19 protein-coding genes are annotated in these 22,982 nt (G+C 43.2%); 14 read left to right on the top strand and 5 right to left on the bottom strand.

Annotated elements, in window-relative coordinates:
* The first annotated feature begins 118 nt into the window (after positions 1-118).
* The 3 genes from zipA to A3762_RS23680 all read left to right on the top strand — a co-directional run bounded on the left by zipA (position 119) and on the right by A3762_RS23680 (position 5,545).
* Positions 119-964, top strand: a complete 846-nt coding sequence (zipA, locus tag A3762_RS23690; protein ID WP_068757951.1) for a cell division protein ZipA — start codon at positions 119-121, stop codon at positions 962-964.
* A 9-nt stretch (positions 965-973) separates the two neighbouring features.
* Positions 974-2,977, top strand: coding sequence for an NAD-dependent DNA ligase LigA (ligA, locus tag A3762_RS23685; protein WP_068757949.1), 2,004 nt, complete (start codon positions 974-976; stop codon positions 2,975-2,977).
* A gap of 108 nt (positions 2,978-3,085) precedes the next feature.
* Positions 3,086-5,545 (top strand): hypothetical protein, encoded by a 2,460-nt coding sequence (locus tag A3762_RS23680; RefSeq protein WP_068757947.1) that lies wholly within the window; start codon positions 3,086-3,088, stop codon positions 5,543-5,545.
* Here the strand turns inward: A3762_RS23680 and mnmC are convergent.
* Both mnmC and A3762_RS23670 read right to left on the bottom strand, forming a co-directional pair.
* Complete coding sequence (mnmC, locus tag A3762_RS23675) at positions 5,538-7,514, bottom strand: bifunctional tRNA (5-methylaminomethyl-2-thiouridine)(34)-methyltransferase MnmD/FAD-dependent 5-carboxymethylaminomethyl-2-thiouridine(34) oxidoreductase MnmC (RefSeq protein WP_068757945.1); 1,977 nt, start codon at positions 7,512-7,514, stop codon at positions 5,538-5,540. The two genes, A3762_RS23680 and mnmC, sit on opposite strands and share 8 nt — an antisense overlap.
* A gap of 16 nt (positions 7,515-7,530) precedes the next feature.
* The gene (locus tag A3762_RS23670; protein ID WP_068757943.1) at positions 7,531-8,085 is read right to left on the bottom strand and encodes a peptidylprolyl isomerase; all 555 of its coding nucleotides are present in this window, start codon (positions 8,083-8,085) and stop codon (positions 7,531-7,533) included.
* Positions 8,086-8,291: 206 nt separating this feature from the next.
* Between A3762_RS23670 and A3762_RS23665 the strand changes: the two genes are divergently transcribed.
* Complete coding sequence (locus tag A3762_RS23665; protein WP_068757941.1) at positions 8,292-9,083, top strand: hypothetical protein; 792 nt, start codon at positions 8,292-8,294, stop codon at positions 9,081-9,083.
* A gap of 26 nt (positions 9,084-9,109) precedes the next feature.
* Here A3762_RS23665 and A3762_RS23660 read toward each other — a convergent pair whose 3' ends face one another.
* The 3 genes from A3762_RS23660 to A3762_RS23650 are packed head-to-tail and all read right to left on the bottom strand — an operon-like array spanning position 9,110 to position 12,227.
* Positions 9,110-9,817 carry a sensor histidine kinase KdpD gene (locus A3762_RS23660; RefSeq protein WP_068478341.1) on the bottom strand — a complete coding sequence of 236 codons (708 nt, stop codon included), beginning with the start codon at positions 9,815-9,817 and terminating at the stop codon, positions 9,110-9,112.
* A complete protein-coding gene (locus tag A3762_RS23655) occupies positions 9,814-11,454 on the bottom strand; it encodes a tetratricopeptide repeat-containing response regulator (RefSeq protein ID WP_068757939.1) in 1,641 nt (546 codons plus the stop codon). The genes A3762_RS23660 and A3762_RS23655 overlap by 4 nt, the downstream gene beginning before the upstream one ends.
* An 8-nt stretch (positions 11,455-11,462) precedes the next feature.
* Positions 11,463-12,227: a PleD family two-component system response regulator gene (locus tag A3762_RS23650; RefSeq protein ID WP_068754115.1), complete on the bottom strand. Its 765-nt coding sequence runs from the start codon at positions 12,225-12,227 to the stop codon at positions 11,463-11,465.
* A gap of 171 nt (positions 12,228-12,398) precedes the next feature.
* On the opposite strand from A3762_RS23650, the gene A3762_RS23645 reads away from it, so the two are divergent.
* The 10 genes from A3762_RS23645 (at position 12,399) to sthA (ending at position 22,829) form a co-directional block, all read left to right on the top strand.
* Positions 12,399-13,853, top strand: coding sequence for a glyceraldehyde-3-phosphate dehydrogenase (locus A3762_RS23645; protein ID WP_068478348.1), 1,455 nt, complete (start codon positions 12,399-12,401; stop codon positions 13,851-13,853).
* A gap of 298 nt (positions 13,854-14,151) precedes the next feature.
* On the top strand, positions 14,152-15,495 hold the full coding sequence (locus A3762_RS23640; RefSeq protein WP_068757937.1) for a Na(+)-translocating NADH-quinone reductase subunit A: 1,344 nt from the start codon (positions 14,152-14,154) through the stop codon (positions 15,493-15,495).
* Between the two features lies 1 nt (position 15,496).
* Positions 15,497-16,690 (top strand): NADH:ubiquinone reductase (Na(+)-transporting) subunit B, encoded by a 1,194-nt coding sequence (locus A3762_RS23635; RefSeq protein ID WP_068473165.1) that lies wholly within the window; start codon positions 15,497-15,499, stop codon positions 16,688-16,690.
* Positions 16,683-17,483 (top strand): Na(+)-translocating NADH-quinone reductase subunit C, encoded by an 801-nt coding sequence (locus A3762_RS23630; RefSeq protein ID WP_231876653.1) that lies wholly within the window; start codon positions 16,683-16,685, stop codon positions 17,481-17,483. The genes A3762_RS23635 and A3762_RS23630 overlap by 8 nt, the downstream gene beginning before the upstream one ends.
* A gap of 1 nt (position 17,484) precedes the next feature.
* On the top strand, positions 17,485-18,150 hold the full coding sequence (locus A3762_RS23625) for an NADH:ubiquinone reductase (Na(+)-transporting) subunit D (RefSeq protein WP_068478351.1): 666 nt from the start codon (positions 17,485-17,487) through the stop codon (positions 18,148-18,150).
* A complete protein-coding gene (gene nqrE, locus A3762_RS23620; RefSeq protein ID WP_197469541.1) occupies positions 18,150-18,761 on the top strand; it encodes an NADH:ubiquinone reductase (Na(+)-transporting) subunit E in 612 nt (203 codons plus the stop codon). The genes A3762_RS23625 and nqrE overlap by 1 nt, the downstream gene beginning before the upstream one ends.
* 35 nt (positions 18,762-18,796) lie before the next feature.
* Positions 18,797-20,023 (top strand): NADH:ubiquinone reductase (Na(+)-transporting) subunit F, encoded by a 1,227-nt coding sequence (gene nqrF, locus A3762_RS23615; protein ID WP_068478353.1) that lies wholly within the window; start codon positions 18,797-18,799, stop codon positions 20,021-20,023.
* 18 nt (positions 20,024-20,041) lie between these two features.
* On the top strand, positions 20,042-21,109 hold the full coding sequence (locus tag A3762_RS23610; RefSeq protein ID WP_082869327.1) for an FAD:protein FMN transferase: 1,068 nt from the start codon (positions 20,042-20,044) through the stop codon (positions 21,107-21,109).
* A gap of 26 nt (positions 21,110-21,135) precedes the next feature.
* The gene (nqrM, locus tag A3762_RS23605) at positions 21,136-21,366 is read left to right on the top strand and encodes a (Na+)-NQR maturation NqrM (RefSeq protein WP_068473827.1); all 231 of its coding nucleotides are present in this window, start codon (positions 21,136-21,138) and stop codon (positions 21,364-21,366) included.
* A gap of 71 nt (positions 21,367-21,437) precedes the next feature.
* Positions 21,438-22,829, top strand: coding sequence for a Si-specific NAD(P)(+) transhydrogenase (gene sthA / locus A3762_RS23600; protein WP_068757935.1), 1,392 nt, complete (start codon positions 21,438-21,440; stop codon positions 22,827-22,829).
* Positions 22,830-22,982 lie beyond the last annotated feature (153 nt).

The following is a 22,982-nucleotide window of genomic DNA, read 5'->3' as shown; positions in this document are numbered from 1 at the left end:
CAATTAACCACTCTCTAAGGCTCATTAAGAACTCATTCCACGTATAGATAATCTGAGAACATAAAGGCTATCCTAGCCTTTATGTTCTCAGATTATCTATACGTGGAATGAGTTCTTAATGAGCCTTAGAGAGTGGTTAATTGTAGTTGGTGTCGTCATTATCTTGGGGATTTTGATCGATGGTCTTCGTAGAATGCGTCTCGCAAAACAAGACTCTCTTAAAATGTCCCGAGATTTAGGTGGGCAAATAGATTCTTCCCCCCTTGATGATGATTTTAATCCTGAGCTTCCTGGAGGCGGTGTTCGAGTTGTATCTGCAGGAGCGGATTCTGTTGATAGTGAACTTGATGAACAAAATTTACTGTCTATTTCGGCGCAAGACGATTCAGATTTATTTGAGCCTAAAGTTTCAATTGAATCGGATGAGTCTGAGATTGAGAAACCTTCTTCTAGCACGCCTAAGCAAGCGAAAGCTAAGATTGATGCAACAACAAAGCCCAAAGAGGAAACTGTAGAATCAGATTCAGCAATCGATCATGAAGTCATCGTGATTAATGTTGATGCGCAACCAGGTCAAAATTTTGCGGGCGCAGATGTAAATAAACTTCTTGTAGCGTGTGGTATGAAACATGGCGAGATGTCTATTTTTCATCGACATGAAGAGGACTTGTTAAGTCCTATTCAATTTAGCGTCGCGAATGCTGTTGAGCCTGGATATTTTGATCCAGACAAGCTCGAGACCTTATCCACTCCGGGAGTAAGCTTCTTTATGAGTATTCCCGGACCAAAGAATTACTTGCAAGCTTTTGACTTTATGTATGAAACGGCGAAGTGCTTTGCAGATAATTTGCAAGGTGAGTTGAAGGACGAGCATCGCAGCGTATTGACTTCGCAGACTGTTGAACATTATAAGCAGAGAATTAGAGAGTTTGAGCGCAAGCAGTTGTGCAAAATGCGTCCTTAAGGTTGTTTCGTGTCATTCGATAAAATTCGAGATGAGATTGCAGAGTTATCTGAATCTCTAAATACCCATAATCGTCTTTATTATTTAGAAAGCGCTCCGACTATTAGCGATCAGGAATATGATCAGCTATTTCAACGACTCAGATCGCTCGAAGAAGAATATCCGGATCTAAAAAGATCAGATTCCCCTACTCAACGTGTGGGAAGTGCACCTTCTGGTGAGTTCTCGCAAATTGCTCATCGTATTCCAATGCTTTCACTCGATAATGCTTTTTCTAACGAGGATTTGTTGGATTTTTATAGTCGCATTGGTCAAAAAGTAGATGGTGAAGTTTCTTTGTTTGCCGAACCGAAGCTGGATGGTATTGCGGTTAGTCTGATGTATATCGACGGGGTTTTGGCTTATGGCGCCACGCGTGGTGATGGTCAAACAGGTGAAGATATTACTGCAAACGTTAAAACAATCTCGTCTATTCCTTTGCGTCTTTCAGGTGATGATCTTCCTAGTGAGTTGGAAGTGCGCGGTGAGATTTTTATGCCGCGTAGTGTATTTGATGAGCTCAATCTTGAGGCTCAGAAGCGTGAAGAAAAAGTATTCGTAAATCCACGCAATGCTGCATCGGGAAGTTTAAGGCAATTGGACTCGCGCATTACGGCTAAGCGAAAACTGATGATGAATGCTTACTCAGTGGGATATAGCTCAGAGCCAGATCGATATCGTCTTCATAGTGAATCTCTTTCTGATTTGCGGCGTTTAGGTTTTGTCATCAATCCATTGGGCGAATGTTTAGATTCGACAGAAGCTATCGGTAGTTATGTTCAGAAACTTACAGCCTTAAGATCTGAGCTTGATTACGAAATCGATGGCATTGTTTTTAAGGCGGATAAGCTGGCAGATCAGCAAACTCTTGGGTTTGTAGCCAGAGCTCCGCGTTGGGCTATTGCATATAAATTTCCAGCTGAACAGGCAGAAACAACCTTAGAGGATGTGGAGTTCCAGGTTGGTCGAACTGGAGCAATTACACCTGTTGCGCGTTTGAGCCCCGTTTTTGTGGGTGGTGTGACGGTAAGTAATGCGACACTTCATAATATGGATGAAGTTGCACGTTTGGGGATCAAGATTGGCGATCGTGTTGCGATTCAGCGAGCGGGAGATGTGATTCCTAAAGTTGCCGCTCGAATAGGTGCGGGAGCCTTCGGAAGAAATATCGAGCTGCCTAGTCATTGCCCTGTTTGTTCGTCAGAGATTGAGCAAGAAGGCAGTATCGCCAGATGTTCTGGCGCGATGCTTTGTCCCGCGCAGCTCAAAGAATCAATTAAGCACTTTGTATCGCGAAAGGCATTTGATATTGATGGCTTGGGCGATAAATTGGTTGACCAGCTTGTCGATAAAGAGTTTGTGCTATCGCCGATCGATATTTTTGATTTAAATACTCCTAACCTCGTGCTGTTGGAGCGTATGGGGCAAAAAAGCGCTGAGAACTTAATTTCAGCGATTGAGTCCTCAAAGCAGATCGAATTATCCCGATTTATCTATGCGCTCGGAATAAGGGAAGTGGGAGAAACGACCGCGTCAACCATTGCGCGTGAGTTGGATGACGTTATGGGGCTCTTCTCGCTGACGCCAGATGTATTGGAATCTTTAGATGACATCGGTCCAGTAGTTGCTCGCCATGTTATGGTTTTTACCTCTAATCAAGACAATCGTTCTCTTGTTCGGCGACTGCTCGAAAAAGGTGTTGAGTGTCAGATGCCTACGCAAGTACGGGAGTCTTCAGAGAGTGTATTTGCTGGGAAGACGGTTGTGCTGACAGGAACTTTGCCAAACTATAGTCGTGATGAGTTAAAGGCTCTTCTCGTTGCGGTTGGAGCAAAAGTGAGTGGTTCAGTTTCAAGCAAAACCGATTATTTGGTCGCGGGTGAGAAAGCGGGCTCTAAGCTAAAGAAAGCGACTGAACTTAATGTGCAAGTGCTGGATGAAGCTGCTGCTCTAGCATTACTCAATCAAAACTGATCTTTATTGTGATGTAAGGGGCGTTTCTTATTGCCTCTTCTGTCAAACCCTTCTTTGTTTTTATACTATTTGCATCGTTTAAGTTTTTCATAATAAGCCTTTCTGGCCATGAGTGCGTGTATTTTGAAACATCTAGTTCAAAAACTGTGTGTTGTTATTTCTATTCTTGTGCTAGCTGCGTGCGAAACAAATTTGAGTACGCCTGATTTACGAATTGTAAATGAAGAAGCTCTTCCCACAGAGATGACTTGGTATTCACCTATTGATATTCCGATCGAAATTGCGGGTGGTGAAGGCGGTTTTAACGTTCGTTATATTCAAAACCCCGAAGCAGGTATGAGTGAAGAACTTACCGAAGATGCAGAGGGAAATAACACGATTAGCCTCAGTGTTGTGAAGCAAGAGGGAACACAAAAGAATACTTTTCGATTGCAGGGAACACCTATTCCGGCGGTTGGGGATAGCCCCGTCGCACTTGATAGTGATTACTGGCTCGAAGTAACTGACGGCAGCGAGAGCTTTATTACTAGGTTTCCTTTTACTATAGGGCCTGTAGCTATCGAGTCATTTGCGACTTCCAGTAGTTTTGATGAGGGAGGCGCTAATTTCTCTGGGGTTGAAGGTAGAAATATTCGAGGGAAGCAAGTTTGTACTCAGCTGGGTTCTTTGCCACAAAATTCAATTGATAAGGGTTTCGGATTAAGCTATCCGAATGCAGTGTTACTTACATTAACGGAACCCGTATCCATTCCGCTTGTTTTTGATTATGTTATTTCTGAAGACGATAGTGGAAATTCTCCGGCATCACCACTTTCTGATTTCGAGACTTCTACTGGGCAAGTTAGATTTGAGCCTGGAGATACAGCGTGTGGATTTGTTTTGTACTTAATAGACGATTTGGTGATTGAGCCGCCCGAGACCTTCAAACTAGATTTATTAGCGTCTCAGACAATAGTCTCAGAATTTGAAAACCGTTCAGTGGTGGTAAATATTGTTGATAATGAGCCACGGCTTAAACAGGAAAGTCTTTCTTTTATTGCTACGCCTGGGGATGCGAAGTCATTCTCTATTGAATTAAGTAGGCCTGCAGAAAATACGTTGTTAGTTCCCTTTACTGTGAACGAGGATAACTCTACGTTGTCTGCCACTGACTATTCGATTACTCCAGCATCTCAGGTAGTTGAGATAGGAGAGGGTGAGATACTTGGGCAAGTTTCTGTAATGATTGAGTCAACCATTACTAGCACTGAAGCTGATCCTCGGTTCTATATCGAATTTCAAGGTGCCACTGTAGCAGATTCCGAGCCTCAGGTAGAGGTAGAGTTTATTGTGAATTCATTCATAAATACTGAAGCGGTTTATTCTTCAGAACCTGTCGATTTCGTGGTAATTGGTGCAGACCAAAACGTGTATCTTGGGGGCGGTGATCGAACTAATTCGTCAAGTGTCAGGTTGTATAGCCTTAATAAAAAGGGGGAGGCTCGATCAGTAAACTTTAACGACTTCTACGGCATATCTTCTTTAAACGGCGTTTTAGCCTTGAAGGAGTTAGTTACGCTAGATACCTCAAATCAGACTGAGACTTTAGCACTTGTTATGGAGGTCGAGGGGCGTTTTGACGCTGTCAGCGATGCGTGGGGAGGCCAAGATTTTGTATTGATGGTTCTCGAAGTTGAGGAAGATGGTCGGGTTAATCTTGTACATCAATCCCAGCATGGTTCAGAGTCGGATGATTTAATAACGAATATTGACGTAACTGAACAAAACGAATTGATCGTATCAGGTTATACACAAGGCCGCTCTTTAGATGGTTCATCAATTATTCCGTCACAAGGTCAAAATGAGGGGTTTGTTTATAAATTTGATGCAAATTTTGATATCGATTACGCTCGATTTATTGGTGATTCGTTCGATAATGAGACAATAGCTGTCTTGGCTGATGGGTCTTCAGTGAATTCTTTTTTTACGAGCGACTCAGGTATTTTTTCAAAGACTTTAGATGATGACGGTTTTGTAGATATAGATATTGAAACTGTCGAGTTACCTCAGCCGTCAAGTTTTTCTGTTGGTGGTACTTTGAAATATGAAGAAGGTTTTTTTGGGGCTTTGGTAACATCATCATTTGATAATGACCAAACTGCAACCCCGTCTTTGAGTAATGACGTCTTTTTCTATGATTTTGTAATTGGAGAATCGAGCGAGGTAAGAAAGCTTTTTTCTGTCGCAACGAGTCAGGACGACTTAGGTGTAGATTCCGTCTATTTCGGCAAAGAAGACTCAGAAAGAATTGGCGCTATCGGTGAAACGCTTGGCGTGTTTGGAGACCAGAGCTCGCAAGGTGGGCGAGATGTATTTTTCGCATCGATAAATGCACAGGGACGACCTGAATTGATTAAGGTCAATCAGTTTGGCACTCCAGGCGACGATTATGCGATTGATGTCATTGCTGATAGCGAAGACAAATTTTTAGTTCTTTGGAAGGAGGATCACTCGTCAGGTGATGGTACCTTCCGCTATAGAATCACGCCATTTTCTCCAGATGGTGAAAACCTACTTCCTATTAATTAGTTGAATAAAAATGACCTTTCTTGAGGCTTTTTATTAAGAATCGCGCTGGTGATAGTTGTTTTGCTTGTTCGTGTGGAAGTCCGATACTTGAACTAGAAATTGTATCCACAAGAAGTCTTGCACTTAAGGGTGAGTAGGTGAGTCCCTTCGAGCCGTAAGCTAGGTTTAAGTATGTGTGATCGTAGTATCTGCCTTGTATTGTTTCTTGTTTGGCGTTTTTTGTAAGAAAACTATATTGCTTGTTCATTGCACTCGTTCGAGGTAGTTTCCCAACGATCGGAGTGTAGTCGTTTGACGTTGTCCGAATACCTGCATGTCGGCCTGAAACCTGTTCATTCAACGTCGCTTGATCGCTCCATCCTTTGAGCCAAGTCACGAGTTTTTCGATATTAGCGTGATCATCTTCCCTTGATTCAAATGGTTCTGAATTATTCAAGTCGTAACTGGCACCAATATGCAGTTCGCCGTGTAATGTAGGGCAGAGATAACCCTCGCCACATAGAACTGTTTTGGGTGTCGCGAATGACTTGGATGACAACTGAGTTGTTTGCCCTCTTAGGGGTTTTATTGGTAGTGGGTAGTTTATGTCTAGATCTTGGTAGGAAACTGCATTACATATTATCGTTGCATCTGCATTCATCGAGTTCAGTAACGCATCGCTCTCCCAATCCTGATGTGTATATTCACGCTTATTGATTAGCTCAATGTTGTCATGTTCTAGTACATGTTTAGAAAATGCCTCTGTGTCTAACCAACCTGCTTGTGGAAATACTAGCCCGCTGTCTTGAATATCTAGTCCGCTCAGGCCTTTGAGTTTATTTGCATCGGCCTGATACATAAATGTCTCAGGCAGTTCATAGCGATCTACAACATTTTGCTGTTTAGCTCGTTCTTTTTCATTCCATGCTAGGTGAACAACGCCGCAAGTATGCCAAAATCTGTTTCCGCTTGAGAGTTGCTCTCTCGAGAAAAAGGTTTGAGCGTAGAGCTGTGCTTGAATCAGTAGTCGTGCTTCTGGTGTATATTGCTGAGGGAATTTTCCATACATGATCAACTGTTTTTGACCGCTAGCGCCTTGCAATGGGCCCTCTTGCTTCTCAATGATGGTGGCTTTAAAGCCTTTGCGGGCTAGAGTAATAGCGGTGGTGAGTCCTGCTATCCCAGCGCCTATGACGAGTACGTGGCCATGCTTGATGTTTGGGGATGAATTTTCGCTGATATGCCATGCTTGATCAGGCAAGGCCTGAGTTTTCGTGGTGCTTTCTAAGTGACGCGAAGCAGTAATCATTTCACGTTTTTGTTTGAAACCAGATATTTTGGAAACGATGAATCCCGCATCTATAAGGTTTCTTCGAACAAACCCTGCCGCGGTAAATGTAGAAACTGTCGTTTGGTGATTGCTATAAAGCGCCATATGATCGAACAGTTTGCTGTTCCACATTTCTTCATTTTTAGAGGGGGCAAATCCATCAAGAAACCATACGTCGCTGAAAAACTGATATTTATCGAGTGCATTATTGAGTTCTTCGAAAAATAACTTTAGGCTGACTCTTCCAGATTCAAACTCTAAATAGTGAAATCCAGTAATAGGGCTTGGATATTGATTTAGCAGCTCTTTATATTCAAAGCCTAATTCAGGCCAGATTTTAGACGCTAACTTCAAGTCACTAATGCTAAGTGGAAACCCTTCTATGCTAGAAAATTCAAGGCGTTTTTTGGGTTCAGGAAGTGATCTCCATAGCGCATAGCAGGCTATAAAGTTAAGTCCGCTGCCGAAACCCGTTTCACAAACTCTAAGTGTATCTTGATCGTTCGTTGCGTTTCGCAGGCGTTCTTTGAGGCGGTTGGCCTCTATAAAGACATACTCAGTTTCTGCTAGCCCATCGTTAGCGTTGAAGTAAATATCATCGAAGTCCTTGTGATAAGGGATGCCATCTTTCCATTCAATGTTAGCGGTTGGGCGTTGCATAGTTAGATGTTTGTGCTTATTTGTTGATGCGTATTTCTTCAATGATGATGTCGGTGACAGGCACGTCTCCGTATGGTCCACGTCTACCAGTTTTCGTTGCGCTAATTTGATCAGCTACTTCCATTCCACGAACAATCTCGCCGAACACGGCATAACCAGCTTGTGAGCTTGATTTATTGAGGAAATGATTGTCTACCACGTTGATAAAGAACTGAGCCGTTGCTGAATTTGGGTCGTTGGTTCGTGCCATTGATAGGGTGCCACGCTTGTTTGGTGTGGTGGGTTTTGCTTCGTTTTGGATCGGGGCATTTGTTGGTTTCTTAACCATTCCCTTCTCAAAACCGCCACCTTGAACCATAAAGCCCGGTATTACGCGGTGAAAAATCGTATCGTTATAAAATCCGCTGTTCACATACGCAATAAAGTTTTTGGTCGTAATAGGGGCTTGTTGATCATAAAGCTTAACTTCCATTTCGCCGAGGCTTGTCTTTATGATCGCTGTTGTCGCTGCGTTTAGGGTGGTGCTTAACAACAAAGCTGTTGCGAAAATAACGAGGGACTTTAAGTTCATACGGGGCTCGCATTGTTTTTGTTAAAGAAGCGGAAATTGTAGCTTTCGTCTTATTTAAATAAAAGTGAGTTCTAGTTCACCAAATTTCATATCGTTACGTAGGGGTTACATCCCCTTACCAATACGAGTGGCTAGTTTTTAATCGATGAACCATGCTTTGAGTGTGATCCAAATTTGCGTTTTTTACATTTTAGAGGTGGTGGGCAATGGGCAAGTCTGTGCAGCAATCAAGACTGGGTCGTGTTCTTGTCAATAAGGGCATTATTACAGAGTCTCAGCTTAATTTCGCGCTTACAGAGCAGGGTAGAAGTGGTAAGCGATTAGGCGAGATTCTTTTAGATAACGGTTACATTAGCAATAATCAGTTAGAGAGTGCTTTGAAGCGCCAAGATCTATTGCGCCGTGTTGCTGCGTTTACAACAATCGCGTGGGCGCCGTTTCATGCGGTTGCGGGCTTTTCAGTTCCTTCCATGGTAAAACCTGTAGTTCCATCAGTTAAAACATCTTCAGAAATACAATTTGCTAATTTGCCTGCTGGGTTCGTTGCATTAAGCGATGCAGAGTTAGAAAGTGCAGAAGCGCAAGGACCTTTTGTGTTAGGTAGCGAACTTTTGCCACAGTTCGGTTACGAGATGCCTAGCACTGGGGCAGAAAACAAACTAGAAGAGGATGACGAGGATACCACTGAGGAGCAAGTGGCTTTTCAAGCCATGGACGCGGTTACAACCGTTATGGGATTTGGTCCGTTGTCTAACTTTATTGAAGCTGATGTGACTATAGATGGCTTTCGTCGTTTCGATGATATGCCTGCCATGACAATCCTTGATGACGGTGGCGTAAGATTCTATACAGGTTTCGAAGCTGATCGAATTAGTATTGAAAATGTTCGTGTAAAAGGGAGTTCGAGCCCTGACACTATCGGAAGTTTTTATATTTCAGACGTGAGTTTCGATCGAGGCTCAAGCTTAACAATTCGTGGTGAAGAGGCTCGCTGGTAATCTAAATTTGCTCACTAGCGTTTCTTCTATGGGAGGAATACTCGGAATAAGCCGCCGCCCAGTTCACCTCCGTTTTCAAGGGAAATTCTTCCTCGCTTGCTCCCTTGTTGGTGAAGTGATGCGACTTGTGATGCGAAATAGAGCCCAAGCGATGTGCTGCCAGATTTGAAGTTAATGTTATTAAGCACTTCATCAGGTTCTATCTCAAGGATGCTTTTGGGATAACCTTGCCCATCATCATTAATACTGATTTCTAAATATTCGTCAGCGTCGATCGTGATGGATTTCGCCGTAATTTTTATCTTTGCCTTTGTGTAGCGGCTGGCATTATTCAGAGCGTTGTTAATGATTCCACTAACGAGCTCTCTATCAAAAAACCAAGCCAAATGATTCGGGCATTCTATTTCTAAGCTAATACCCTTGTTGGCAAGAATTTCTTGATATTGCGCTCGTTGCTCTGAGCATATATCATCAAGATAAAATTCGTCTAAGTGTGCCGCGAGTTTCTTTTCTTTTATTCGATAGATACCTAGTAAGTGAATTAAGTCGTTATTGACTCTTTCTGCTTCATATCTGATCGTGCTAACCCCAAGGCCTTTCTGCTGGTCTTCAGGGAGTTGCTCGCAAAGTGTTTCTACGCTGTGAATTAACATGCCTAAAGAGTTTTTCATGTCGTGAACGGATGACGCTAAGATCAATGAAAAGTCAGCAGTTGCCTTTGGGTTTTTGCTCATATCTGGTTTTCTCTTAGGATGTTTTGAATATTTGTTTTTATATGTTGTAAACGACGAAATTGCTTGTGTTGTTTAGGAATGTGCTGAATTCGTTCTATACATTCCTGCGCTAAATTCAAAGTGTTTGGCGATGATTCATCTTTATATAACTTAAGTGCAACTTGTGCCAAGTTAAGATTAAGTGCGGCGTGCTTTGGAGTGAGAGCTAGGGCTGATGTAAACGACTCAACAGCAGACTGAAGTTGCCCACTTTCAAATAGCTGAATGCCGGTTTTATTGAGACTCTTGGCTTTTATTCTAAGTTCAAAAGGTTCGGGTTCATCTAGTAAGGCTTCTATCTTGCCTAGGGCTTGAGGGTCTGATTCGAATTTTTGAGATAGCTTTATTAGTAAGTTCTCGGCTTCGTCTTGCCGACCTGTGGTATGAAGGCTGCGGCTTAATTCCAAGCCTAGGTCAACGCTAAGATCTTCGACATCAATTAAAGATTGTACTTCATCTATTAGCATTTGCGCTTGCTCGTGCTTGTCTCGGCCAACTAGTACTCTAGCTTTTACTAAATTAGCGCAATGACACGCTTCCTCTTCATAAGAAAATTTGTCAAGAATAGTCTCAAGCTGAATGCTAGCCTCGTTCGCGAGAGTGTTGCCCTGATTAGTCGTATCTCCGATTGATAGGTCACTTAAACAACGCCCGAAATCTAAGTAGAGGGTAGGTGTTTCGTGAACGGTATTCTCTCCAAACGTGATCGCTTTTCTGAATGCTTCGCTTGCAGAACGCAGATCATTATTTTCAACGCATAAACTCGCCAATTTAGACTGCCTTTTGACCATCCTAGGAGAAATAGTAACGGCTTCTTGGAGAGCTTCTTGGGCTTCTTGTCTTTGTCCTAAGTGCAAGCACGCGTCACTAACTCCTTCGTAGGCTTCTACCATCATTGGTGATTTTTCAATGACTTGCGAGAATACTTGCTTGGCTTGATCGTATTGCGTGGTATCTAGAAGTGTATGGGCTAGACCTAGTTGAGCCCAGTCTATGTGGCGCTGGCTGAGAACCTCTTTATATATTCCTTGAGCGCTCGATGTGTCTCCTAGTTTTCTATAGAGGCTTGCCATAGTTTGTAGGCACCAAGAGCGGTATCGTGTGCCATTTTCGATTTCTTGCTTACAAAGACTAATCGCCTTGGCGTAATTGTCGATATCAATCTCTCGATTGATTGGTTTTAAAATGGCTTGCTGGGTCATCAGTTGCAATAGCCGCTCTTCAAGCATATTACGAGTGACAGGCTTTGCTATATAAGCATCTGGTTGGAACTCTCGTGTTCCAAGTACTGTCTCTTTTGATGTATCTGCGGTGACCATAACGAAAAGGCTCGTATGTTTTATCCGCTTCTTCATGCGAAGTTCTTCTAAGATTTGTTGTCCATTTTTGCCGGCCCCAAGGTTAAAGTCACACAAGATGACGTCATAGCTGTCATATTTAGCTTGGTTCAGGGCTTGCTCGGCGTTAGCAACAGTATCGACAAATGCTGCACCAAAGCTTGTCAGCATGAGGCGGAGAGAGGTACGGAAATTTTCGAAGTCATCTACAATCAAAAACTTGCTGTTTTGGCAAAGTTTTCTTAATTGGTGTTCATTCACGTGTTTCTTTACCTAGATCTATTGCTTTGTTCTAAAAGAACAATGATCTCGTCAATGAGTTCATTAACTTGATGGATTTGTTGCTGCGTTCCTTTGTAATTTTGATCAATTTTTTGAGTAGTCAGCCAAGCAAATGTAGATGCAAATAGCGCTAGGGCAAGAAAACCTATAAACAAAGGTTGTGGTAGCGCTATTTTGGATCGTTTGTTCGTTTCTTCTGCTTGTATTGAAGCCCAGCGCGATATTTCTGTCTTCATTTGACGATTTTCTTTGAGTAGCTCTTCGTAACTTGCTTCTAGCGTTGAGATTCTTGCGTAGAGTTTCGCGTTACTTGACTCGTTTTCAATAGTTTCGTTTACCTTACTATGCACTTCGTTAAATACGAGAGGGACGTCGTCATTCTTAGGAGTGCATATCCGATCAAGCATTAAATAGAGCTTATCTCTATCGATTTGTTTTGATATGACGCCCGCAGCTCCAAGCTTATGAGCCTCTTCGTAGTAATTGTGCGCATGCTGGGATGTATACATGATGACAGGGATATGCTTGGTTTTATCGTCATTTTTGATGCGCTCTAGTGTTTGAAAGCCATCAAGGCCTGGCATCATATGATCGAGAAAAATATAGTCTGGATGAAACCACGATAATTGGGATAGTGCATCTTCACCCGAGCAGGCTTGTTCGCAATGAACGCCTTTCTTTTTGAGTATTTTTGTGAGTAAGGTTCTTGAGGTTGACGAGTCGTCTACGACTAGTGCGCTTTGGCTTGTCACAATGGGTTCCAGATGTGATTTTTCTTTATAAATAATAAGTTTAGCAAGCTCTGGGCGTTTGGCTAAAAATAATACTTTTATTGGCTCGGTTAATTAATTGCCAAGCGGTCAGATTATCTGGATAATACGCGGCCTATTTTATGTGCGCACATATACAAAGAGGTGTGAAGCGTGAGCAACGAAAACATTCAAAACCATTTTAACGATTGGACTCAACGAGAAGCTGCTGCAGAAGCAATGATTCCTTTGATTGGCCGTCTATATCGTGAGAACAATGTAGTGACGTCGATTTATGGTCGCGCAATCATCAGTCAGTCTGTGATTGGATTGCTTAAGTCACATCGTTTTGTGCGTCAAATTGAGAATACAGAACTTTCTGCGCTAGATACGCTAGAAGTTCTAAAAGTGCTTGATGGTTTGAATCTTGGTCCAGCACGCGTTGATATCGGTAAATTAGCTGTTTCGTTCAAGGCGCAGAGCGATGCTTCTTTGGAAGAGTTTTTGAAAGCAGAGCTTGCAGACGTTATTGGTAAAGGCGGTGAGCAGGCGAATGCTGAGTCTAAAGACGTTGTTTTATACGGTTTTGGTCGAATTGGTCGTCTTCTAGCGCGTATTTTGATCGAGAAAGCGGGCGGCGGTAATAACTTGCGATTGCGTGCGATCGTTGTTCGTAAAGGTAAGGCTGATAATGACTTAGAAAAGCGTGCAAGTTTGTTGCGTCGTGATTCTGTTCATGGTCCATTCGAAGGTACGATTTCAGTGGATAATGAAAACAATCAAATCATTGCAAATGGTAACTGCATTCAAGTTATCTATTCAAATGGTCCTGATCAAGTTGATTACACTGAGTACGGCATTAACGATGCACTAGTGATTGATAATACTGGTATCTGGCGTGATGAAGCAGGTCTTGGCCTGCACTTGAAATCAAAAGGTGCAGCTAAGGTGTTATTGACTGCTCCTGGTAAGGGCGACATTAAGAACGTTGTTTACGGCATCAATAACGATGTGATCGAGTCGAGCGATACGATTCTTTCTGCTGCTTCATGTACAACAAATGCGATTACGCCTGTATTGAAAGTTATCAACGATGAGTATGGCGTGGTAAATGGTCACGTTGAAACTGTGCATGCGTTTACAAACGATCAGAATTTGATTGATAACTACCATAAAGGTAGCCGTCGTGGTCGCAGTGCTCCTCTGAATATGGTTATCACTGAAACGGGAGCAGCAAAGGCGGTTGCGAAGGCGCTTCCAGAAATGGCTGGTAAGTTGACTGGTAATGCTATCCGGGTTCCTACGCCTAATGTTTCTATGGCTATTCTTAGTTTGAATGTTTCGCGCGAAGTGACTATTGAAGAAGTAAATGACTTCTTGCGTCACACAAGCTTGCATTCAGAGTTTTCAAAGCAAATTGATTTCACGAACTCGAACGAAGCAGTTTCAAGTGACTTTGTTGGTAATCGTCGCGCGGGTATTGTTGATGCGCAAGCGACTATTGTCAGTGGTTCGCGCATTAATTTGTACGTTTGGTACGATAACGAGTTCGGTTACAGTGCTCAGGTGATTCGAATTGCGAATCAAATGTCTGGTGTGGAGTATCCTACATTCCCTATACATCCATAAATAGCCGCTCAAGATATAAAAAAACCGCTCAATGAGCGGTTTTTTTATGCCTAATTTAAAGGGGTTAACTGACAATTGGTGATTATAGTCAGGAACTTACGAACTATAGCTAAGCTTTATTTTACTTATGTGGTAGCAAAATAGTGGGCGCGTCTTTATAATTGGCGCGATTTTCTGGTTCATCTATGCGTAATTGTGCCTGGTCATTTGTGGTTAGGGATCTTATTTCGCTGTAAGTCTCTGTTATTCAAAGATTTAGATGGAAAATTCATTTTTTGTTTATGTTTAGGCGGGATTAATGGTCAAGATTAAAAAAGGCCTCGATCTTCCAATAACTGGCGCTCCAGAACAAAAGATAACTGACGCAAAATCGGTCAGTCGTGTAGCTCTTGTTGGGTTCGACTATGTCGGAATGAAACCAACAATGGCTGTGCAGGTTGGCGATGTCGTTAAGAAAGGTCAGTTACTTTTTGAGGATAAAAAGACCAGCGGTGTTCGTTACACTGCGCCAGCCAGCGGTAAGGTTGTAGAAATTAATCGCGGTGAACGACGAGTCTTTCAATCTATCGTTATTGAGGTAGAGGGAAATGATGCAGAGTCATTCGATAAGTATGATACTGCGGCGTTTGAGTCGTTGACGCGCGATCAGGTACGCGACAATTTAGTTGCTTCAGGTATGTGGACAGCTCTACGTACACGCCCTTTTAGTAAGGTGCCTGAGTTAGGTAGCGTTCCAAATTCGATTTTTGTAACTGCAATGGATACAAATCCTCTTGCAGCAGACCCTTCAGTTGTTATCTCCGAGAAAGCCGAAGCATTTTCAAGCGGTTTGACAGTCCTTTCTAAGTTAACTGATGGTCGTGTGTTTGTGTGTTGTGAGGCGGGCAAAGAGCCTAGCGTTCCTTCATCAAGCCAAATTGCTGTTGAGACGTTCTCGGGCGTTCACCCAGCAGGTAATGCTGGCACGCATATTCATTATCTTGACCCTGTTAGTGCTGAGAAGACTGTTTGGACTATCTCATATCAAGACGTGATTGCGATCTCTGAGTTGTTCGCAACGGGCGAGCTTTCAGTTGAAAGAGTTATTTCGCTAGCTGGCGAAGGTATTGCTCAGCCTCGTTTGGTTCGTACTCAACTAGGTGCTTGTGTAAGCGATTTGGTCAACGGCGAAGGTGACAATGTTACCTGTCGTGCGATCAGTGGTTCTGTGTTTGGCGGTCGTACAGCGCGCGATTCAGTTGACTTCTTGGGTCGATATGCACAACAGATTTCAGTCATTCCAGAGCCTCAAGAACGCGAGTTGTTCGGTTGGTTAAACCCGGGCATGAACAAGTTCTCTGTCATGAACATTTACTTATCAAAATTAATGGGAAGTAAACTGTTTAGCTTTAGCACCACTACAAATGGTAGTGAACGCGCGATGGTTCCTGTTGGTGCTTATGAACGTGTAATGCCATTAGACGTCCTTCCTACTCAGCTTCTTCGCGCATTGATTGTTGAAGACACTGAACAAGCTCAGCAATTAGGTTGCCTGGAGTTAGACGAGGAAGATTTGGCATTATGCACATTTGTATGCCCTGGTAAGTATGAGTATGGTCCGATCCTTCGGTCCAACCTAACGCGCATCGAGAAGGAGGGCTAATATGGGCTTACGTAGTTTTTTAGATGATCTTGAGCCGCACTTTCATAAGGGTGGCAAATATGAAAAGTTCTACGCACTTTATGAAGCCGTAGATACGATTTTTTACTCACCTTCAAGCACAACTGCTGCGACATCTCATGTTCGCGATGGCGTAGATTTGAAGCGTATTATGATCACAGTTTGGATGTGTACATTCCCAGCTATGTTTTTTGGTATGTGGAATATCGGTTTCCAAGCAAACGATGCAATTGCAGCAGGTCTAGCGACTGCTCCAACGGACTGGCATAGCTTGTTCTTTATTGGTCATGACCCAAGTAATATTTGGCATAATATGGCTTATGGTGCAGCTTACTTCCTGCCTATTTACGCGGTTACCTTCGTAGTTGGTGGTTTTTGGGAAGTGTTGTTCGCAGCTGTTCGTGGTCACGAAGTTAACGAAGGTTTCTTCGTAACATCGATTCTATTTGCTTTGATCTGCCCACCTGATTTACCACTATGGCAAGTTGCTTTAGGTATTTCATTTGGTGTTGTGATTGGTAAAGAAATCTTTGGTGGTACCGGTAAGAACTTCTTAAACCCTGCTTTGACTGGTCGTGCATTCTTGTACTTCGCATACCCAGCTGAAATTTCAGGTGACGTCGTGTGGACTGCAGTTGATGGCTTCTCTGGTGCTACTTCACTTAGCCTCGCGGCAAGTGGTGGTGTCGAAGCGATCATGGCGAACAACATAACTTGGTTGGATGCATTCTTCGGTACCGTTCAAGGGTCGATGGGTGAAACATCAACGCTAGCGATTTTGATCGGCGGTGCGGTTCTGCTCGCAACGCGCATTGCCTCACTTCGTATTGTGATGGGTGTGTTCTTTGGTATGACTGCGATGTCTACCTTGCTGAATCTAATTGGTTCGGACTCTAACCCAATGTTTGATCTGCCATTCTACTGGCACTTCGTTATTGGTGGTTTTGCTTTCGGTATGATCTTTATGGCAACAGACCCTGTGTCTGCTTCTATGACCAATACCGGTAAGTGGTTCTACGGTGCTTTAATTGGCGTAATGACGGTTCTTATTCGCGTTGTAAACCCAGCTTTCCCAGAAGGCATTATGTTGGCGATTCTGTTCGCGAACTTGTTTTCACCGTTGATCGACCATTACGTTGTTCAAGCGAATATTACGAGGAGGTTGGCTCGTGTCTAGTAAAGAAACCATGGGTAAAACCTTTACTGTTGCAGTTTTGTTGTGCCTTGTATGTTCAATCATTGTTGCGGGTTCAGTTGTTATCCTGAAGCCAACTCAGCAGGAGAACAAAGCGCTCAACTTGCAAGCAAACATCTTAGCGGCTGCGGGTTTGCTTCCAGCAGGTGCCGATAAAACTGCAATCCAAGAAGCGTTTAAGAAAATCGATGCGCGCATCGTTGATTTGGATACTGGCGAATATGCAGAGCCAGATCGAGTTAATAAAGAAAATGCACTTGATTACGACCAGCGTAAAGCTCAAAAAGACCCTAAGTTATCTAAGGCGATTGCGGGTAGTGAAGATATCGCAAGTATCAAGCGTCGCGTTGACTACGCAAAAGTATACCTTGTGCGTGAAGGCGACGAGATCAAAACAATCATTCTTCCTGTTAGTGGTTACGGCCTTTGGTCAACACTTCACGGCTTCCTAGCGCTAGAAGCAGATGCTAACACTGTTGTTGGTTTTGGCTTCTATGAGCATGCGGAAACTCCAGGACTTGGTGGTGAAGTTGATAATCCAAACTGGAAAGCTCAATGGCCTGGTAAAAAGGTTTACGATCTTGACGCTTCTGAAGCGCCAAAAATTGCGTTGTTAAAAGGTGCAGTTGATCGTTCAAACCCAGAAGCAGAGTATCAAATTGATGGTCTTTCGGGCGCGACTCTTACAAGTCGTGGCGTGACAAATCTCGTTCAATACTGGACAGGCGAGCACGGTTTCCAAAAGTACTTGCAGAAATTGCGTCAGGGGGTATGAGGTGAGCACAGCATCCGCTAAACAGGTTTTATTCGAACCTATTTTTAGTAATAACCCAATTGCCCTCCAAATCCTTGGTATTTGTTCGGCACTTGCGGTTACCACTAGCATGCAGCTTTCAGTTGTTATGGGCTTGGCAGTATGTACTGTTACAGGCCTTGCCAACTTGGCTGTATCTCTTATTCGAAGCCAGATTCCTTCGAATATTCGTATTATTGTTCAGATGACAATTATCGCGACCTTGGTAATTGTTGTAGACCAAGTACTTCGTGCTTACGCATACGAGCTTTCGAAGCAGCTTTCTGTATTCGTTGGTCTGATCATCACTAACTGTATTGTTATGGGGCGTGCAGAAGCGTTCGCGATGCAGAATGGCCCAGCAATGAGTTTTGTTGATGGTGTTGGTAACGGTCTTGGTTATGCAGTTATCCTGCTGTTCGTAGCATTCTTCCGTGAATTGCTTGGCTCAGGTAAGTTGTTCGGTATTGAGATTCTACCGCTTGTGAATGATGGTGGCTGGTATGTGCCAAATGGTATGTTGCTACTTCCGCCAAGTGCATTCTTCTTAATTGGTATCTTTATCTGGATTGTTCGTACTTGGGATAAAGGCCAAGTTGAAGCGCCGGATTACAAGATGTCAGCGCACCGTGTTAAGGAGGCATTCTAATGATTGAGCATTATTTAAGTCTCTTTATTAAGGCGGTTTTCGTCGAGAACATGGCTTTGGCCTTCTTCTTGGGTATGTGTACCTTCTTGGCGATCTCTAAGAAGATTCAAGCAGCGGTTGGTCTAGGTATCGCAGTTATCGTTGTATTGGCCGTAACCGTGCCAGTGAACAACTTGATCTATACCTACGTACTAAAAGAAGGTGCGTTGGCATGGGCGGGTTACCCTGAAGTTGATTTGAGCTTTTTGGGTCTGCTTACCTATATTGGTGTAATCGCCGCACTTGTACAGATTCTTGAGATGGTCCTAGATAAGTACTTCCCAGATCTTTACAACGCGCTAGGTGTTTTTCTTCCGTTGATTACGGTGAACTGTGCAATTATGGGTGCGTCTCTATTCATGGTAGAGCGTGACTATAACCTCGGTGAATCAGTGGTTTATGGTGTGGGTGCAGGTGTTGGTTGGGCTCTAGCAATTGCAGCTCTGGCTGGCATCCGTGAAAAGTTGAAATACAGCGACGTACCAGAAGGCCTTCGTGGTCTTGGCATAACCTTCATTACTGTTGGTTTGATGTCACTTGGTTTTATGTCGTTCAGCGGTATTTCACTGTAGCTGTTAGACGAAGAGGTTTAAAAGGGTAATCCTATATGAATGCAGAACTCGTTCTAGGCGTTGTCATGTTTACCGTCATCGTTCTAACGTTGGTTGCGGTAATTTTGGCAGCGCGAGCTAAGCTAGTTAGCTCGGGTAATGTTGCGATCACTGTAAATGATGATCCCAACTCAAAAATTGAAACGCCTGCTGGTGGTAAGTTACTTCAAACGCTTGCGTCTGAAGGCTTATTCCTTTCATCAGCTTGTGGCGGAGGTGGTACCTGTGCGCAGTGTACTTGTAAAGTGCTCGAAGGTGGTGGCTCCATGCTTCCTACTGAGCGTACTCACTTTACTCGTCGTGAAGAAGCAGAAGGTTGGCGTTTAGCGTGTCAGGTTCCTGTTAAGCAGGACATGAAAATTGAAGTTGACGAAGAAGTCTTTGGTGTTAAGAAGTGGGAATGTACGGTTGAATCTAACCCGAACGTTGCTACTTTCATCAAGGAACTGACGCTTCGTCTTCCTGAAGGTGAAAATGTCGATTTCCGTGCAGGTGGTTATGTTCAGCTTGAATGTCCTCCACACGAAGTTGACTACAAAAACTTTGATATTGAAGAAGAATATCGCGGTGATTGGGATAAATTTGACGTTTGGCAATATAAGTCAAAAGTTGATGAAACCGTTATCCGTGCTTATTCGATGGCGAACTATCCGGAAGAGAAGGGTGTTGTTAAATTCAACATTCGTATCGCTTCTCCACCTCCGGGAACTGATCATCCACCAGGACAAATGTCTTCTTGGGTCTTCGACTTGAAGCCGGGAGATAAAGTAACTGTATACGGTCCATTTGGTGAGTTCTTTGCGAAAGAAACCGAAGCTGAAATGGTATTCGTTGGTGGTGGTGCTGGTATGGCGCCAATGCGTTCGCATATTTTTGATCAGCTCAAACGTATCGGCTCTAAACGTAAGATGTCGTTCTGGTATGGTGCTCGTTCATTGCGCGAGATGTTCTATCAAGATGAATATGATGCGCTTGCTGCAGAGAATGACAACTTTGAATGGCATGTGGCACTTTCTGATCCTCAGCCAGAGGACAATTGGGAAGGCTACACAGGCTTTATTCATAATGTTCTTCTTGAGAACTACTTGAAAGACCACCCAGCGCCCGAAGATTGCGAGTTCTACATGTGTGGGCCTCCAATGATGAACGCTGCGGTTATCGAGATGTTGAAAAATCTCGGGGTCGAAGATGAAAATATCATGTTAGACGATTTCGGTGGCTAACTGACCTCATAATAAAAAATGCCAGACTTTGTTCTGGCATTTTTGTTTTATGGTTATGGAAATCGAGAGAATGAGGATGTTTTGTTGATACTTCGTTTTAGTGCTTTGCTTAGCTTTTTGTTTATCGTTGGTTGTTCTGAATCTCCTGAAACATTTAAGTTTAGCGGCCATGTGATGGGTACAACTTATTCAGTCGTTCTTGTTGAAACGGATTTGGCTGATTCATTATTTGAAGAAACTAAAGTTGGCGTTGATGAAGTTTTGTCTCGTGTAGATAGGGATTTATCCACGTATAAGCCTGACTCTGAGATTATGCGCTTTAATAACGCGGATGTCGGTCAAACCTTTATGTTTGGCCCGCATATGCAGCATGTTACTGACATTTCAATTGATGTGTTGGAAAAGTCGAAAGGGTATTTCGACCCAAGCATAGGGCCTTTGGTTTCTGCATGGGGCTTTGGTGTAAACAGTCAGACTTCAAAGCCAAGCAAAGAAATTATCGAGCAATTAAAGTCGCAAGCGAATATGAGTCCCGTTTCTTGGGACGGAGGGCGTTCCTTTAAGAAAGTTGGAGTTGGGTTTATAGATTATTCGGCTGTCGCAAAAGGTTATGGAGTAGATCTTGTTGCTGATTATCTTCGCGAGCAGGGGTTTAAAGATTTTATGGTAGAAGTCGGAGGAGAAATCAAAGTTGCTGGTAAGAACGTTGAGCGTATTAATTGGCGTATGGGTATAGAGCAGCCTGATTTAATGATGCGAAAGGCGTATAATATTGCATATATTACAAATGTCTCAATGGCGACGTCTGGTGATTACCGCAATTACATAGACGATGAAGATGGCAGATATTCGCACACGATTAATCCGATATCTGGTTATCCCGTCAAAAATGATATTGCTTCGGTTAGCGTGATATTGGAAAGCTGCGCGTACGCAGACGCTTGGGCAACAGCTTTAATGGCAATGGGCAGTGAGAAAGGCGTGACTTTCGCGTCTGAACACAATATTCCCGCGTATTTTATTTTGAGAGAGAGTAAGGGCTTCTCGGCGATTGCTACTGAGCAAATGAAGTCTTATATGAACTAGACGTAACTTATTTTAGGAGTGTCATGATGGAAATTTTTCTTGTCGTTTTCATTTTTATGGGTGTGTTAGTCGCTCTAATGGCAGTTGGTGTGATCTTTAGTAATAAGCCGATTAGCGGTTCATGCGGTGGTATGAGTGCACTAGGAATGGACGTTGCCTGCGATATTTGTAAGGGCGATCCTGCTAAGTGTGATAAAGAAAGTGAAGACGCTGCGAAAGGCAATACTGATTTAGCTTATGAAGCCAAGACTAAGTGAAAAACATAGTCTACTCTGAATGTAAGTGTATGAAATTTATAATGATGTAATGGAAGAGGGACGAAGGAAGTATGGCTGAGTATCGCTATGATGTAGTTGTTATTGGTTCGGGGCCTGCAGGAGAAGGGGCTGCAATGAATGCCGCAAAACACGGAAAACGTGTTGCGGTGATCGAAGAGAAACAAGTCGTTGGCGGTAACTGTACCCACTTAGGGACAATTCCTTCAAAAGCATTGCGTCATGCTGTTAAACAGATCATTAGTTTCAACACCAATAGTATGTTTCGTGATATTGGTGAGCCTCGTTGGTTTTCGTTTCCTCGTGTTTTGAAAAGCGCTGAAAAAGTTATTCATAAGCAAGTGAAACTCCGTACTCAGTTCTACGCGAGAAATCGGGTTGATCTGTACAATGGCCGTGCGTTCTTTCTAGATAAAAATCGAATTGAGGTAAGAGATAATCAAAGCACGGATGTATTGATTGCGGAAATGGTCATCATAGCAAGTGGAAGTCGGCCTTATAAACCTGCCAATGTCGACTTTAGTCATGAGCGTATATATTGCAGTGACTCGATTCTTACCTTAAGTCATACGCCTAGAACCATTGTGATTTATGGGGCTGGAGTAATCGGTAGCGAATACGCATCTATCTTTGCAGGCCTAGGTGTGAAAGTCGATCTAGTTAATCCTGGTGAAAAGTTACTGTCATTTTTAGATGACGAGATCTCTGATGCTTTGAGCTACCACCTCCGCAATAACGGCGTGTTAGTTCGTCATAACGAGACATATGAGTCTGTGGTCGGTACTGATAATGCGGTTGAGGTGACGTTTGCATCGGGTAAAAAAATTCGAGCGGATGCTTTTCTTTGGTGTAATGGGCGTAGTGGTAATACCGATAATATGGGGCTCGAAAACACTGGTTTGAAGCCTAACTCACGTGGACAGCTTACGATCGATGATCACTATCGAACTGAAGTAGAGGGTATCTATGCCGTTGGAGATGTTATAGGTTGGCCTGCTTTGGCGAGTGCTGCTTACGATCAAGGTCGTGCTTCGGCGGCGGCAATGTCAGAGGATCAGTACTTTAGGTTCGTCGATGATGTGCCTACTGGCATTTACACCATTCCTGAGATTAGTTCAGTAGGTCGAACTGAGCGTGAATTGACTGAAGATAAGGTTCCTTACGAAGTCGGGCAGGCATTTTTTAAAGATTTAGCCCGTGCGCAAATTACAGGTGAGGCGGTTGGGATGTTGAAGATCTTGTTTCACCGAGATACCAAAGAAATATTGGGAATTCATTGCTTTGGTGACCAAGCGGCAGAGATCGTGCACATTGGGCAGGCTGTGATGAACCAAAAAGGAGAGGCGAATAGCCTCGATTACTTCATTAATACGACCTTTAATTATCCGACAATGGCGGAAGCTTATCGAGTGGCTGCATTGAACGGCTTAAATCGTATTTTTTAACATTGTTTTTCATGCTTGAGACCTAGTAATGATCTAGGTCTCGTTTCCTCATTTAAACGCGTCTAATAGTTCACGCTTCTATCCCTCGTTCATTGTTCTTACTTGGTGCATTTTGTACCATGCCAAAAGCCTATTTCTCCATTATTGGAGAAG

The organism is Oleiphilus sp. HI0125 (genome assembly GCF_001635355.1).
Note: the sequence above shows the minus strand (reverse complement) of the source record. Positions and strands in the feature narration are given on the sequence as shown.

Excerpts from the sequence above, each read along its gene's own strand:
- zipA (WP_068757951.1), top strand. The coding sequence starts at position 119 with ATGAGCCTTAGAGAGTGGTTAATTGTAGTTGGTGTCGTCATTATCTTG.
- A3762_RS23680 (WP_068757947.1), top strand. The coding sequence starts at position 3,086 with ATGAGTGCGTGTATTTTGAAACATCTAGTTCAAAAACTGTGTGTTGTT.
- mnmC (WP_068757945.1), bottom strand. The coding sequence starts at position 7,514 with ATGCAACGCCCAACCGCTAACATTGAATGGAAAGATGGCATCCCTTAT.
- A3762_RS23670 (WP_068757943.1), bottom strand. The coding sequence starts at position 8,085 with ATGAACTTAAAGTCCCTCGTTATTTTCGCAACAGCTTTGTTGTTAAGC.
- A3762_RS23665 (WP_068757941.1), top strand. The coding sequence starts at position 8,292 with ATGGGCAAGTCTGTGCAGCAATCAAGACTGGGTCGTGTTCTTGTCAAT.
- A3762_RS23660 (WP_068478341.1), bottom strand. The coding sequence starts at position 9,817 with ATGAGCAAAAACCCAAAGGCAACTGCTGACTTTTCATTGATCTTAGCG.
- A3762_RS23640 (WP_068757937.1), top strand. The coding sequence starts at position 14,152 with ATGGTCAAGATTAAAAAAGGCCTCGATCTTCCAATAACTGGCGCTCCA.
- A3762_RS23635 (WP_068473165.1), top strand. The coding sequence starts at position 15,497 with ATGGGCTTACGTAGTTTTTTAGATGATCTTGAGCCGCACTTTCATAAG.
- nqrE (WP_197469541.1), top strand. The coding sequence starts at position 18,150 with ATGATTGAGCATTATTTAAGTCTCTTTATTAAGGCGGTTTTCGTCGAG.
- nqrF (WP_068478353.1), top strand. The coding sequence starts at position 18,797 with ATGAATGCAGAACTCGTTCTAGGCGTTGTCATGTTTACCGTCATCGTT.
- A3762_RS23610 (WP_082869327.1), top strand. The coding sequence starts at position 20,042 with ATGCCAGACTTTGTTCTGGCATTTTTGTTTTATGGTTATGGAAATCGA.
- nqrM (WP_068473827.1), top strand. The coding sequence starts at position 21,136 with ATGGAAATTTTTCTTGTCGTTTTCATTTTTATGGGTGTGTTAGTCGCT.
- sthA (WP_068757935.1), top strand. The coding sequence starts at position 21,438 with ATGGCTGAGTATCGCTATGATGTAGTTGTTATTGGTTCGGGGCCTGCA.